Annotated in this window: 13 protein-coding genes and 2 tRNA genes; 4 read left to right on the top strand and 11 right to left on the bottom strand. The window is 29.1% G+C overall.

Features of this window, described 5'->3' with window-relative positions:
* Nucleotides 1-30: 30 nt before the first annotated feature.
* The 10 genes from THENA_RS04800 to THENA_RS04755 all read right to left on the bottom strand — a co-directional run bounded on the left by THENA_RS04800 (nt 31) and on the right by THENA_RS04755 (nt 8759).
* Nucleotides 31-555 carry a PocR ligand-binding domain-containing protein gene (locus tag THENA_RS04800; RefSeq protein WP_013756293.1) on the bottom strand — a complete coding sequence of 175 codons (525 nt, stop codon included), beginning with the start codon at nt 553-555 and terminating at the stop codon, nt 31-33.
* Nucleotides 556-851: 296 nt separating this feature from the next.
* Entirely contained in the window at nt 852-1187 is a 336-nt protein-coding gene (locus tag THENA_RS04795; protein ID WP_013756292.1) for a hypothetical protein, read from the bottom strand.
* An 86-nt stretch (nt 1188-1273) separates the two neighbouring features.
* Nucleotides 1274-2305, bottom strand: coding sequence for a sulfite exporter TauE/SafE family protein (locus tag THENA_RS04790; RefSeq protein WP_013756291.1), 1032 nt, complete (start codon nt 2303-2305; stop codon nt 1274-1276).
* A gap of 149 nt (nt 2306-2454) precedes the next feature.
* The gene (rho, locus tag THENA_RS04785) at nt 2455-4056 is read right to left on the bottom strand and encodes a transcription termination factor Rho (RefSeq protein WP_013756290.1); all 1602 of its coding nucleotides are present in this window, start codon (nt 4054-4056) and stop codon (nt 2455-2457) included.
* Nucleotides 4057-4127: 71 nt separating this feature from the next.
* Nucleotides 4128-5384, bottom strand: coding sequence for a GTPase HflX (gene hflX / locus THENA_RS04780; protein ID WP_013756289.1), 1257 nt, complete (start codon nt 5382-5384; stop codon nt 4128-4130).
* A 5-nt stretch (nt 5385-5389) separates the two neighbouring features.
* A complete protein-coding gene (locus THENA_RS04775) occupies nt 5390-6607 on the bottom strand; it encodes an LL-diaminopimelate aminotransferase (protein WP_013756288.1) in 1218 nt (405 codons plus the stop codon).
* Between the two features lie 17 nt (nt 6608-6624).
* Nucleotides 6625-6699, bottom strand: a tRNA-Gly gene (locus THENA_RS04770).
* 13 nt (nt 6700-6712) lie between these two features.
* Nucleotides 6713-6796: transfer RNA gene (locus tag THENA_RS04765), tRNA-Leu, on the bottom strand.
* Nucleotides 6797-6862: 66 nt separating this feature from the next.
* Nucleotides 6863-7732 (bottom strand): carbon-nitrogen hydrolase, encoded by an 870-nt coding sequence (locus THENA_RS04760; protein WP_013756287.1) that lies wholly within the window; start codon nt 7730-7732, stop codon nt 6863-6865.
* Between the two features lie 4 nt (nt 7733-7736).
* Entirely contained in the window at nt 7737-8759 is a 1023-nt protein-coding gene (locus tag THENA_RS04755; protein ID WP_013756286.1) for an agmatine deiminase family protein, read from the bottom strand.
* A 60-nt stretch (nt 8760-8819) separates the two neighbouring features.
* Here THENA_RS04755 and THENA_RS04750 point away from each other — a divergent pair, with 60 nt between their 5' ends.
* Genes THENA_RS04750 through THENA_RS09645 form a run of 4 tightly spaced genes read left to right on the top strand, consistent with a single transcriptional unit; the run spans nt 8820 to nt 13266 of the window.
* A complete protein-coding gene (locus THENA_RS04750) occupies nt 8820-9629 on the top strand; it encodes a J domain-containing protein (protein ID WP_154645316.1) in 810 nt (269 codons plus the stop codon).
* Nucleotides 9626-11446 (top strand): WD40 repeat domain-containing protein, encoded by a 1821-nt coding sequence (locus tag THENA_RS04745; RefSeq protein WP_013756284.1) that lies wholly within the window; start codon nt 9626-9628, stop codon nt 11444-11446. The genes THENA_RS04750 and THENA_RS04745 overlap by 4 nt, the downstream gene beginning before the upstream one ends.
* A gap of 50 nt (nt 11447-11496) precedes the next feature.
* On the top strand, nt 11497-11967 hold the full coding sequence (locus tag THENA_RS04740) for a hypothetical protein (protein ID WP_013756283.1): 471 nt from the start codon (nt 11497-11499) through the stop codon (nt 11965-11967).
* A 6-nt stretch (nt 11968-11973) separates the two neighbouring features.
* The gene (locus THENA_RS09645; RefSeq protein WP_013756282.1) at nt 11974-13266 is read left to right on the top strand and encodes a GGDEF domain-containing protein; all 1293 of its coding nucleotides are present in this window, start codon (nt 11974-11976) and stop codon (nt 13264-13266) included.
* Here the strand turns inward: THENA_RS09645 and THENA_RS04730 are convergent.
* Complete coding sequence (locus THENA_RS04730; protein ID WP_013756281.1) at nt 13263-14231, bottom strand: 2-hydroxyacid dehydrogenase; 969 nt, start codon at nt 14229-14231, stop codon at nt 13263-13265. The genes THENA_RS09645 and THENA_RS04730 overlap by 4 nt on opposite strands.
* Nucleotides 14232-14238 lie beyond the last annotated feature (7 nt).

Below are 14238 nucleotides of genomic sequence, written 5' to 3'. Positions count from 1 at the left end.
CTTTTCCCCTCCCCCCAAAATTTATTTAGTTTATTTTATTTCTTTTAGAGTTTTAGTGAATTGTTCAATATAAGGCTTTATTCTGTTTCTAATAAATGATATTACTTCATTCATCTCATCCTTTGATATTTTCTTTATAGTTTTTGCTAGTTCTTTTATTTCTGACTCATCTATCCCGGTTAACTTTGAAATATAAAAGGTTTCTACAGAATCCTTATCATCAGCTAAGCGTCCGCATCCGCCAATTGTACCTAAAAATTCACTGCCTACAAAAATAGGGATTACAAATTTAACCATTTCGGCATCGCATTCATTAATAACGGTTTCTCTGCTATCAAATGCATCTTTCCCTAATATTTGTTGTGCTACGGAGCAAATCATAAGCGAGTTACTATTATCCTTTATATAGGGGCACAAAGCATTTCCCATCTCTTTTGATCTAACCAAAATAAAGTTATCAGGCTTATAAACTACTCCAGTAAAACCAAACTTCTCGTAGATTTCTTCGACAAGCTTTCTTAATTCTGACATAGGAATAACATCAGTAATTTCCATAAATAGGACCTCCCTGAAAATAAATTCTATTAAGTATGTAGTTGGTTTTTATTTATTCTAAATGTTATTACAATAAATTAAAACCAACATTTTCACAAAGCAACAAATTAAAATTATATCACTTAATAAATCTTTTTTAATTAAAACCAAAATAATAAAAAAATAAAATTTTTATATAATACAATCTAATTTTGTTATTTAAAAATCATTTGTAAACCATGTTTGTACAAATAAAAAACTCGCAATCCACTTGTTTTCAACCTCTTTTAAAAATTTAAGTGAATTGCGAGAACTGTTTAGTTTTTTAAATTAAAATTTTTAATATTTAGGAAAAAAAATCTAAAAATAAAATACAAAAACATGCACACAAATATATAGTTAACAGGATAAAATAACATCTTAACATTATCTAACAGAAAGCTTGAAATTAAAATATAGGGTATTAATATTACAAAAAATAACGCATTGGTAGCTATTTTAAGAAAAAAGTATTTACCATAAAGATCGTTAAACTCATATTCAAACCCTTTTTGTGCATCTTTATTTTTGTGTGCTAGAGCAAGCATTGTGTAATACTTGATTTCTTCAAGTCTAACCTGATATTTGTAAAGCTTGTTATAGTTTTCTTTCAATAGCTTAGGCCCTAACAGATCGTTTACCTTATCTGCAATAAAAATAACAAAGAAATTTATTGTAACAAATATAACGTCTATAATCTTTATACTCCAGGAAGCGCTATTGCGAAAAAGCCCTTCATTATATAACCCACACCTACATATATTGCAAGGACTCCAAAGAGAATGTAGAGAAAGTTCATAGGCAAATACTTTTGAGTTTTAGGGCCAATGTATGCGCCAATTAGTATTCCTGCCATACCTATAAGAATTGGTGGCGCTATCTTTATGCCAAAGACCAACCAACCTACTATTGTTGAAAGCATTCCAAGAGTTACTGCCATTACTGATGCACCTGGAACGATGTAGAAAGGAAGTCCAAGGACTATTGAGAGAAATGGAACGTATAGAAATCCTCCACCTACTCCTGCTACAGCAGATACAAATCCTACTATTATTCCAAACAAAAATGGTCCAAAGTTCTTTACCTTGAAGTGTTCTCCAAAGAAGTCAAATTCTACTGCTGCTAAACTAAGCTTTAGATTTTCTATGCCCTTTAATTCATTAAGACGTCCTTCAGCTTTTAGTTTTTTTACTTCTTCTTGGAACCTCTTTGCAGCATCCTTTCCTTTGCTCTTTGCCTTTGCAGCAAAAGGAGTTACTTGATAGAACATAAATATAGATACAAGAAGTGTAAGACAACCAAATATACCTATAACGCTTGACATGTTTAGCTTGCCGCCTGTAAGCCATACTCCTGCTTGAGCACCAAGTACACTACCAATACCCATAGCAAGGCCAGCAGTCCAAATTAACCTCTTGTTTAAAAACCACTGGATAGTACCCATAGTAGAATTTACGCTTGTAATAAGTGAGTTAGACAGCCTTATGTTGTCTGACAGATACTTTCCTGAATCTACTTCCTTGCCATTTACTGTAGCCTTTATACCTTTTAGAGAGCTAGCCTTTGCGCCAAGACCTAATACAGATATATGGCCAAAACCTGCCATAATACCCCCAAATGCACCTACCGTTGCCATAATCCAACCGTTCCAAATTGACCAAAGAAAATAAACTACTGCATCAATCTGAACTTTTTGATCCCCAACTTGAAGCCAATCTACTGGAAAAATCATACGTCCTCCTTTCTAAGATATATTTAACCTGTTATGTATACTAATATATTACAACTATTAATGCAAGCATTATACTTATATTTTTATATAACAATAATTTATCTTTTTATAAGTATGGTTTTGTATAGTTCATAAAAGTAGTAAAGCTTTTAAAACTGTCCCCCTCTTTCATCTATCTTAGCCAAAAATTCTTTATTATTTTTGGTTTTCTTTATATATTCAAGAATGAGTTCTGTAACATCACTTCCTTCTCTTGATGATAAGACTCTTCTTAAATGCCAAATTTTTCTTAATTCTTCAGGCGTTAAAAGAAGTTCTTCTTTTCTAGTACTTGACTTCTTAAGATCTATTGCCGGGAAAATTCTTTTATCAGCAAGTTTTCTGTCTAATATTAGTTCCCAGTTTCCTGTTCCTTTAAATTCTTCAAAAATGACATCATCCATTCTACTTCCTGTTTCTACTAAACAGGTAGCTAATATTGTAAGACTTCCACCCTGTTCTACACACCTCGCTGCACCAAAAAATCTTTTTGGTTTATGTATAGCAGAAGCATCAATTCCACCAGAAAGAGTTCTGCCAGTTGTTTGAATCGTAGTATTGTATGCTCTAGTTAATCTTGTAATAGAATCCATAAGTATAAGCACATCTTTTCCAATCTCTACTAATCTTTTTGCTCTTTCAAGAGCTAATTCAGATATTCTTGTATGATTTTCCTGTTCTTCATCAAAAGTCGAACTTATTACTTCACCCTTTACAGATCTTTTCCAATCAGTTACTTCTTCGGGTCGCTCATCAATTAGGACTACCATTAGATGAGTGTCTGGATGATTAATTTCTATTGATTGAGCAATTTTTTTAAGAAGAGTAGTTTTTCCAGCTTTAGGAGGTGCAACTATTAACCCTCTTTGTCCCTTACCTATTGGAGTGAAAAGATCAATAATTCTTGTCGATTCGTCTTCCAATGAATTTTCTAATTTAAATCTTTTGTGAGGAAAAACAGGAGTTAAGGATTCAAAGTGTTTTCTGTTCTTTAGTTCTTCAGGCAATATGTCGTTTATATGATCTATTTTTATTAAGCTATAATATCTCTCGCTATCCCTTGGCGGCCTAGTAAGTCCAGAAATTTCATCTCCTTGGAGAAGTTCAAATCTTCTTATTTGAGATGGAGCTACATAAATATCGTTTGGTGATGGCTTATAGCCATTTACCCTTAAGAAACCGTACCCTTCTTGAGTAATATCAAGTATCCCACTTGATCTTACAAGGTCGTCTCTTTTATCATCTCTAGGATATTGTTTATCTTTAAAGGTGTAAAATTCTTTCTTTTGAAAGGTGCTAACTTCTTTAGTTTGAACATTATTTTTGTTGGTTTCCTCTTGAGTTTTGATAGGTTTTTCTTCAGTAACTAATGCCTGTGTTTGTTCCTGGTTTGAAGAAATATTATTTTCTTTTTTTCTTGAGCTCTTCAGTTCAATTTTTGCATCAGAGATTTTGTCAAGCAAAGATTCTAAATTAGTGTTGTTTGAAGTTGTTTGAATTTCGCTTTTACCTTCACTTTTTGTGCTATCTTTGGCAGATTTTATTTTTTTGCTCTCTTCAACTTTGTTCTCAGATTTCTCTATTGCATTCAAAATTCTCTCAATTAATTCTGTTTTTTTCATAATGAAATAACCAGTGACTCCTACTTGTTTTGCAATTATTCTAAGCTCCTTTACAGATTTTTCATTTAATTCTTCATTAGTAAATTTCATAGTGTCTTAGCAAGACTTGGGATTGTCCCTTGTCCTTCCTCCTTTCGTTTTTAAAATTAATTAAATTAAATTTAAATAATATAATCATTTAAAAAGTCAGCGTAATCTTGAGGAATGTCTAAAATAATTTTTACTCCAGATGTTGACCATTCTTTTTCTAATATCTTTCCAGAAAAGTTTTTAATTAGATTAATAATTTTGGTTTTCTCGTGGGGTAAAAAAATTTTAATTATTATTCTATTAGGGTATAAAAAGTATTTTATTTTTTCTAATAATTTATCAATTCCATAACCTGTTATGGCACTTATAAAACAATATGGTTTATATAATTCAGCAAGTTCATGAACATTTGTTAGATTTGTACATTTATCAATTTTATTAAAAACAAGAATGCTTGGGATATCATTTGAATTTATTTCCTTGAGTACCTCATTAACGCTTTTAATATCCTGCTTTATAATTTCAATAGGTTTTGAGGCGTCTACAACATGTAATAAAAAGTTCGATTCGCTTATTTGAGACAATGTAGCCTTGAAAGCTTCTATTAATCTGTGAGGCAGCTTTCTTATAAACCCAACTGTGTCTGTAAGAAAAACTTTTGTATCATCATTAAACTTTATTATAGCAGTTTTTGTATCAAGTGTAGAAAAGAGTTGATCTCTTACTAAAACAGTCGAATTAGTTAAAACGTTCATAAGAGTAGACTTTCCTGCATTAGTATAACCTACCAGAGATATATTTGGAAAATTTGAAATATTTCTTTTCTTTTTAATAATTTTGTTTCTTTTCTCAATTAACTTTATCTCATTTTTTAACCTACTGATTTTCAAACTTAGTGTTCTTTTATCTATTTCTTTTTTTGTTTCGCCAGGTCCTCTAGTACCTATTCCTCCACCTAATCTAGATAAAATTTTCCCCCACCCAGAGGTTTGAGATAATAAGTAATTTAACCTTGCTAATTCTACTTGCAACTTGCCTTGTTTTGTGCTAGCCCTTTTTGCAAAGATTGAAATAATTAATGAACTCTTATCAATCAATTCAACATTCCAAAACTCACTAAGAAACCTAAAAAAATGTGGGTCTACTTCATCATCTATTACTACCGCTTCAATTTCATTCTCTAAAATTATCTTTTTTATCTCTTCAATTTTTCCTCTGCCAATAAAGAAAGTTGAATCCTTATTTTTTAATTTATATAAGATCGAAACTACTGGTTCAAAATTTGCAGTTAAGCACAACGCCTTTGTTTCGTCTAAAAAATACTCTACATTCTCATTTGAATGATATGTCTCTAAGATTAAAGCTCTTTTAAACTTGCTTTTTAACAAATTTTTTAAAATTGGATACTTTTCGACTTCATTCTTTCAATAGCCTCTTTGATTCTATCTTCACTGACAGTTATGGCAAATCTAACATACTTATTTCCCTCGGAACCATAACCGCTTCCAGGAGTAACCACAATATTTGTTTCCAACATCAATCTTTCCGTAAAAGATGACGCATCGAACTCTTTTGGTGTTTTTACCCAAAGATAGAAAGAACCCTTAGGTGGTTTTATATCTGAACCTAAACTCTGAAGACCGCTAACTAACAAATTTCTCCTTCTAACGTATATGTTATTCATTTTTGCTATGAAATTAGAATCATCCCTTAATGCAACCTCAGATGCTTGTTGAATTGCTACAAAAAGTCCTGAATCTATATTTGTTTTTATAATGCCCAAAGCTTTGATAGCCTGACTAGATCCAACAACAAAACCTACTCTCCAACCTGTCATATTAAACATTTTTGATAAAGAATGAAACTCAACACTAACTTCTTTTGCGCCATTAATTTGTAATAAACTAGGACTTATATAATTGTCATAAGTCATTTCAGAGTATGCCATATCATGACAAATTAGAAAATCATATTTTTTAGCAAAATAAACAGCTTTTTCAAAAAATTCAAGATTAGCTACTGCTCCAGTTGGATTGTTTGGATAATTTAAAAACAAGATCTTTGTCTTTTCTAAAATTTCAACAGGTATTTTATCAAATTCAGGCAAAAAATTGTTTTCTTCATTTATGGGCATAAAGTAAGGTTTTCCACCAGCAAGAATTGTCGCAACATTATAAACTGGATAGGAAGGATTTGGTACGAGAGTATAATCACCTTCATCGACAAAAGAAAAAGGAATGTGTGCTATCCCCTCTTTAGAACCAATTAAAGCCATAACTTCATTGTCTGGATCCAGACTAACGTTAAACCTCTTTAAAAACCACTCTGAAACGGTTTTTCTAAAAGAAAAGGTTCCCTCATATGGTGGATATCTATGATTTCTAGGATCCTCAACAAATTCTTTCATTGCATTGACTACAAACATGGGAGTTGGTAAATCTGGATCACCTATACCAAAATCTATTAAGTCTCTACCCTCAGCTCTAAGCTTATTTTTCTTTTTATCAATTTCAGAAAATAAATAAGGCGGTACGTTCTGTATTCTTTTAGCGATTCTGATTTTTAGTTCCTCCTCAAGAAGAAATTTATTAACTAAAGTTATTATCTCCAAAGTTTATTTTTTGAATATGGAGCGGGAAATGGGATTCGAACCCACGACCCTCGCCTTGGCAAGGCGATGCTCTACCGCTGAGCTATTCCCGCATAAGCTTTTTCCTGGTGGGCGAGAAGGGACTTGAACCCCCACGGTTTTATCCACCAGATCCTAAGTCTGGCGCGTCTGCCATTCCGCCACTCGCCCCAGTGACTATGAAGTATTATAGTTATAAATTTTTTTTTGTCAATTGTTTTTTTAAAAAACTTAACTTCAATCAACAAAACATTTTATAATCTCTGCATAATCATTGTATCTTCTATCTCTAAAAAAAGGCCATAATCTTCTTACTCTTTCACTTTGATCTAAATCAACATTTACGTATAATATTTGTTCTGTTTCTTTTGCTCTTTCTAAAAATTCTCCTTGAGGACCGCAAACAAAACTATTACCCCAAAATCTTATTTTCTGTTTATTATTTGATTCTAATCCTACTCTATTAACTGATATTACTGGTATAGAATTCGCAATTGCATGAGACCTTTGGATCGTAAGCCAGGAATCTAATTGTTTTTTTTGTTCTAATTTGCTATCATTTGGATCAAAACCAATTGCTGTAGGATAAATCAGCATTTGCGCGCCCTTAAGAGCCATAATTCTTGCAGCCTCAGGAAACCATTGGTCCCAACAAATTAAAATCCCTATTTTTCCAAAGCTACAAGTTATGGGTTCAAAACCAAGATCCCCAGGCGTAAAATAATATTTTTCAAAATAACCTGGATCGTCTGGAATATGCATCTTTCTATATTTTCCAGCTATACTCCCGTTTTTATCAAAAAGTATAACGCTGTTGTGATATATACCTTGAGATCTTTTTTCAAAATACGGAAAAACTATAGCAATATTATTATTACGAGCAAGATTTTGAAAAATCTTAATAACATTCGAATTATCATCAAATGCAAGGTCAAAATTTTTTGGGTCATAGGATATACAAAAATATCTATTTAGAAATAGTTCTGAAAAAACTATAATGTCTGCATTATTTTCTCTTGCCTGAGATATTATTCTTTCAGATTGCAAGATATTTTCGTCTAATGTAAAATTACAAATTTTCTGTACTAGACAAACTTTAATATTCATTTTTTTAAACCTCCTTTTTAAGAAAACCATGTGGAATATTATTAGTAGCACAATGCAATGCTCCACCCTGAGTAATTAATATCCTTGAATCAACTGGTATTATTTCTTTATCAAAAAAAATTCTTTTAAACACATCTAAAGCATGTTCATCTTCTTTTAAATGATAAACCGGAACTAAAACTGCAGAATTGAATAGTAAGAAGTTAGTATAAGTTGCAGGCAAATAATTTCCTTGTATATCTTTAATCTCTGGTAAAAATAGTGGAATTAAGTTAAAGGGTTTATTTTCACAATCTCTAAAATTAGCCAACTCCTTTTCCATTTGATTAAGTTCATCATAATATGGATAATTTTTATTTGATGATTTTGAATAAACTATTGTATCTTTATTTACGAATTTAGCTAGCATATCAATATGAGAATCAGTATGATCGCCCATTAATTTTCCACTTTTCAACCACAGAATTTTTTTTTGCTCAAATACATTTAAAAATAATTTTTCAATAGCTTCTTTGGAATATTGAGGATTTCTGTTCTTATTAAGCAAACAATTTTCTGTAGTTAAAATTATCCCATCAGAATTATAATCAATACTACCGCCTTCCAAAACAAAGTTTACATCTTTTTTTATTACTCGTTTATCAAATATTCCAGATGAAAACAATTTATTATTTAAATCATTGTCAAATTCAAAATTAAATTTATTGCCCCAACCATTAAATTTAAAATTTAAGAAAGTAAAATTGTCATTTTTTTTAATAAAGATTGGTCCATTGTCTCTGATCCAAGTATCATTGGTCCTAGCTTTTAAACAGATAAGATCTTTATAGTTGAAGTTTAATTCATTTTTACAGCTCAAATCTTCAGGAACTATCAAAATTACCTTTCCAAACTTAATAACTTGATCAATCAAATTATGATAAAATAATCGAACATTTAACAAACTATCTTTCCAATCAGTCTTTTCATGAGGATAAATAAGAATTAAACCGTCTTGTTTTTCCCATTCTGCAATTAATGTGCTCAAGGATAAACCTCCATTTTCATGTGTTATATAATTTTAACTTCTTTATATATAATTAATACTATGACACATAAAAATAAAAAAATTAATAAAGATATGACTAAGGAAATTTTAGAACTTCAAGTTCATATTAATAAATTGCAACATAAGCTTGAAAATTTAAAAAGTGAATATTACTCACTCAAAAACAAATTATTTTTATTTTATAAAACTTATCAAGAAAAAGTAGGAAAGTTATATATTGAATTAGATAGGTTAAAAATTAAAGTTGCCAAACTTCAATTAGATAAAAACTTAAACAAATCAAATAATGATTTAATCCACCAATATATAAGAACTTCTTTAACTGAAGAAGAAAGAAGATTAAATAAGATTGAAAAAGAAATTTTTTATAACCTACAAGGAGAAGAAAATAACGAAGAATTTCAAGAAAACTTACATTGTATAGTTAATGATGAAATAAAATTTTTTTATAGAAAGCTTGCCTCAAAATTTCACCCAGATAAAGCAAAAAGTGATGAAGAAAAGATACTCTTTCACAATTTAATGTCAGAAATTAATTTAGCATATAATCAAGGGGATCTAAAAAAGTTGCAAGAATTAGCTAATTCTTTAGTTAACGAACATGATAATGCTTTAACTTCTCAAATTAAAATTTTAAAAAAGAAGATAATATCTTTAAATGAAGAAATTGATGAGATTACTTTTAAGATCCAGAATTTAAAAAGTTTGAGCATATATACTCTATATGTTAAAGTAGTTGAAGCAAGAAAGCAAGGCATTGATCTACTAGCACAAATTGAATCATCAATTTTAACAGAAATAGAAAATTATAAAAAAAAATTTGAAGATTTTAGAAAAGTTGAGCTATGAAAAAAGAGTCCATAAAGCTCTTAGACAATAACAATTTTAATATTTCACTAAATTCTACAATCTTAAATAAGATTGTAGCAAGAAGTATTGAAGAAATAGAGATATTGGAGGTAAATCTTAAAAAAGAGAGAAAATGCTTGAATGTTAATAAAATTTATTTTGATATATTGCATAAAATTTATTGGGATAACTCTTACCCTACTTCTTCAACAATTTCGAAAAACGCAAAATTTTTGGTTATTGGTTTTTTTAATGGTGTTATTAATTTTTGGTCAATGATTGATGGTCTATATCTTGGAAAAATCAAGTTATCAAAAAGCCCAATAATTTCAATTTCAACAAGCGAAAACGAAGAATTTATTGCTGTAGGAACGTGGGATGGTTATATATTTATCTATTCAATATTACAAGGAAAAATTATTTATAATAAAAAAATTGAAAATAAACCGATTAGAAAAATTCACTTTCTTGATGATTCAGATTTAATATCATATTTAACAGATGACTCCAAAGTATATTTTTTGTCTTTAAAAAACAATAAAAAACTCTTACTTCATGAAAACAATTTAAAGATTACGGCTTATGATGTTATACTCAACGATGGTTTAATCTTTTTAGGTTTTGTTAATGGATTAATTGAGATGTTTAATTTCAACAGAAACGTTGTTGAAGATAAATTTTTTAAAAGCAAATATAAGATATTAAATTTATCAGTTTCAAAGGATTGCAAATATCTACTCTCTGCTGATGAAGGTCATTCAAATTCATTAGGAGTATATAATATTAACCATTTAAAGCCCATTTATTTTTTAGATACTTTTGGAACCTGCCTTGATGCACGATTTGTTAACTTTTCAGATATAGTTATTTCTGTTATAAATTCTTCATCTAATCTTAAAGTTTTAAGTAAAAAAAATTCTTTTATTTCAAAATCTGTTATAGTTAGTGACAAAAATACTTTAGATTTGTTAAAAAGGGATTTTTTTGAACTAAATGAACAAATTTCTACAGCATTTATTACAAGTGATACCAAAAATGTTTGTTTTGGGACAAAAACAGGATTTGTCAATATTTTTTCTTTAGAAAACAACAATCTAGTCAATTCTGAACTAATAGAAATTAACGTTCCTGTTAAAAAAATTTTTATTAACAATGAAATATCTAGATTGATTTTTGTAAGTAAAAATGGGAACGTTTACATATATAAAGACGTAAATCTTAAGAATTTTTATATTTTAGATGTTGAAACTAACAACTCTAATTTATTCATATCTGAAAACAATATATACTGGACTAATAATGATAAAAGATTATATATATTAGATTTTTTGGCGGAAAATGTTGTTGTTCAGTCATTTGATATAGATTTTAATCCTCACAACACTTTATTATTTAAAGACTTTTTCTATTTATCAACTTATGATGGGCAAATTTTTATATTTGATTTTATTTCGAGAAAATTAGTTGACTGTTTTAACACAGAAATTGAGGATGGTAAATTTTCAGTAAATGAAAAATTCAATATTATTTGTTACTATAATAATAAAAATTTAAAGCTATACGATAGATTGGGCAGATTATTAAATGAAATAAAATTTGATTTTAGAAAAATTAGCTTATTAACTTTCTCAAGTGATGGTTTACATTTCGCTTTTGTTAATGATGATGAAATCTTTTTGTATGATCTAGTTTCATCAGAAAAATTAAAGACTTTAAGAGGTCATTACGATAAGGTCGCACACATTAGATTTAGAGGAAATTCAAATATTCTTTTATCTGTAGGTTTTGATAAAATAATTAATTTTTGGAAATTTTGATTTATAATTTAGGGAAACTAAAACAAAAATAACTTGCAGGGAGGATATTTATGAAATATTTTATTGCATTATTTATCTTCTTAGCTTTAACATTCTTAAACTCTCTAGGATTACAAGCAAAGACATTAGAATTTAATAAAGAAAATTTTTTAAAGGGTTATAATTCAACCAAGGAATGCTATTTAAACACTAAAACTCCCACTGATTTTGTAATATGTTCATCAGATGTGTACGAAAAGGATAAAAAAGAAAAATTTTTTGACGATAGCTTTAAAATGGGATATGATTTTTCTGCATGGTATATAATGAACAAATATAGCTTAACAGAAGATTTTAATCAATTAGAACTTGCTGTCACTAGGGATTATTTTCTTGGGTTTAGACAATACCAGGTAGATTTTAATATTAATGACAAAGCCCTTTTTGACTTAACTGATGTGGACCAACAAAAAACTAAAGATTGGATAATGCGCTGGGCAAATATATTAAATGAGGATCCATATGCTTCAAAAGAAAAGTAATTTAAAATGAAGTCAGATGATATAGGACAATTTTTATTTAAAAAAATTCAACACTTTGTAGATAATGTTCCTTTTAGTAACAAACTTCTTAATACTTTATTTTTAAACATTTTAGAGAATATTGAAGAAGCATTTGTAGTTTACGATAACAATTTTAATTCTATTTTTTATAATTCTAATTATTTGAAAATATTACCTTTAGATTTAGAAACTAATAATTCTTTTACGTGGGACATTAAAGAAGAAATTAATGTTTTATCAAAAAAAGTTTTAAATTTGTCTTCTTTTTCTAATAAAATTCCTGAAATCTTAGATTTCGATAAAGAAACCTTTGATATTATTGAATTTAAAGACGGAAAGATTATAGAAAGACGCTCTGTCCCACTATTATGCGAGCAGTTATTCAAAGGAAAGATACTGTTTTATAAAGATATTACAAATAAAATACACGAAAGCTTGTCAACAAATTTAGATAAAGAATTGACAGCTACTTTAATTCAAAAGTTGCCATTTTATCTACTGATTGTTGATAAAAATTTTAATGTGATATTTGCAAATCAACAAGCTAGAGAACTTGATAATATAAGTTCAAAATGTTACAGTTTATTGTTTGGCAGAGAAAGCCAATGCAATGAATGCCAACTAGAAAACGTAATTAATAAACATATAAATTTTGCATCGGAAATTGAACTGAAAAATAAAAAGACTTTTTCCATAATGATGTCGGGTTTTAAAGACTCTTTAGAAAATGAATTGGCAACAATTTTTGCAATGGATATTACTAGGTACAAAGAAATAGAAAAACAAAATCTCTATCTTTCCTATATAGATCCTCTAACTGAAATATTTAATCGTAGGGGATTTTTTGCTTATGCAAAGAAAAATTTTAACCAAAATCAATTAAATTTTAAAAAATTATTTCTATTTTTTTTCGATTTAGATGGTTTAAAGAAAATTAATGATGCTTATGGTCATATCAAAGGAGATATCGCAATCAAGAATTTTGCAAAAATTTTAAAATCATCTTTTCGTGAAAACGATTTAATCGCACGCTTTGGAGGTGATGAATTTATTGTATTGGTAAGATGCAGGTCGAAGAAAGATTCTATACAAATTTTAGAAAGATTAAAAAGTAAGACTAATGATTTTAATTCTTCGAAAAAATTAGAATTTGAAATAACATTTTCCTATGGGATATCAGAAATAAAACCTGATCAACTCTCTGAAATTGAGAACATAATTCATCAAGCTGATCAGGCAATGTATTTAGATAAAAGACAAAAAAGAGCTTTTTACTAAAAAACCTCAGGATTTACACAATATTTTGGTTTTCTTCCATTTAAAACATCTAAAAGATTTTCGGCAGCAAGTTGCATCATATTTAATCTGGTTTCATAAGTTGCTGTTCCTATATGTGGTGTAATAATAACATTCGGTAAACTCAAAAGTGGGCTATTATGAGGAATCGGCTCAGGATCTACCACGTCTAATGCAGCAAAAGCAATTTCTTTATCTAATAGAGCCTTATAAAGATCTTCTGTTACCACAATCGGGCCTCGTGCTGCATTTATTAAAATTGCAGTCTTTTTCATTCTCTTAAAAACATCGTAATTGAATTTTCCTCTAGTTTCAGGAGTCAGTGGTGAAAGTATTACTAAATAATCAGAGGTCTCTATTAGCTCATCAAAACTAACATATTTGGCGTTCAAGCTTTTATCGTCAGGTTTTGGTTTTCTATTGTGATATATTACGTTCATCAGCGAAGCGTTGGCTCTTCTTGCTAGAGCAGATCCAACATTTCCCATTCCAAAAATACCAAGCGTTTTGCCGTGCAAATCATGAGATAATGGATAGCCAAAATTTTTAATCCATTTACCCTCTTTAACATAATTTACAGCATTTATAATATCTCTTGCTGCACAAATTAGTAAACCATAAGTAAGTTCAGCAGTTGCTTCTACAACGACATGTGGAGTATTACATACAGGTATTTTCCTTTCAGTACAATAATTTACATCAATATTGTCATAACCCACAGCACACTGACTAACAACTTTAAGTTTTTTTGCATCTTCTAATAAAGCTTTTGTTACAGGATAAAATGTAGAGTAAAGCCCATCAGCATCTTGAAGCCAATCTTTTATGACTTCATGAGGTGGTTGACTTTCTTCTTCCCAACAAATAAGGTTAACTCTTTCTTTAAGCCAATTATAAGGCTCATCTAATATCTTATTTGTCATTACAACTTTAGGTTTTGTAGACATTTTATCC

The organism is Thermodesulfobium narugense DSM 14796 (assembly GCF_000212395.1).
Lineage (GTDB): Bacteria > Thermodesulfobiota > Thermodesulfobiia > Thermodesulfobiales > Thermodesulfobiaceae > Thermodesulfobium > Thermodesulfobium narugense.
Note: the sequence above shows the minus strand (reverse complement) of the source record. Positions and strands in the feature narration are given on the sequence as shown.

Coding starts and splice junctions, on each gene's coding strand:
- THENA_RS04800 (WP_013756293.1), bottom strand. CDS start 555: ATGGAAATTACTGATGTTATTCCTATGTCAGAATTAAGAAAGCTTGTC.
- THENA_RS04790 (WP_013756291.1), bottom strand. CDS start 2,305: ATGATTTTTCCAGTAGATTGGCTTCAAGTTGGGGATCAAAAAGTTCAG.
- rho (WP_013756290.1), bottom strand. CDS start 4,056: ATGAAATTTACTAATGAAGAATTAAATGAAAAATCTGTAAAGGAGCTT.
- THENA_RS04760 (WP_013756287.1), bottom strand. CDS start 7,732: ATGAATATTAAAGTTTGTCTAGTACAGAAAATTTGTAATTTTACATTA.
- THENA_RS04750 (WP_154645316.1), top strand. CDS start 8,820: ATGACACATAAAAATAAAAAAATTAATAAAGATATGACTAAGGAAATT.
- THENA_RS04745 (WP_013756284.1), top strand. CDS start 9,626: ATGAAAAAAGAGTCCATAAAGCTCTTAGACAATAACAATTTTAATATT.
- THENA_RS04740 (WP_013756283.1), top strand. CDS start 11,497: ATGAAATATTTTATTGCATTATTTATCTTCTTAGCTTTAACATTCTTA.
- THENA_RS09645 (WP_013756282.1), top strand. CDS start 11,974: ATGAAGTCAGATGATATAGGACAATTTTTATTTAAAAAAATTCAACAC.
- THENA_RS04730 (WP_013756281.1), bottom strand. CDS start 14,231: ATGTCTACAAAACCTAAAGTTGTAATGACAAATAAGATATTAGATGAG.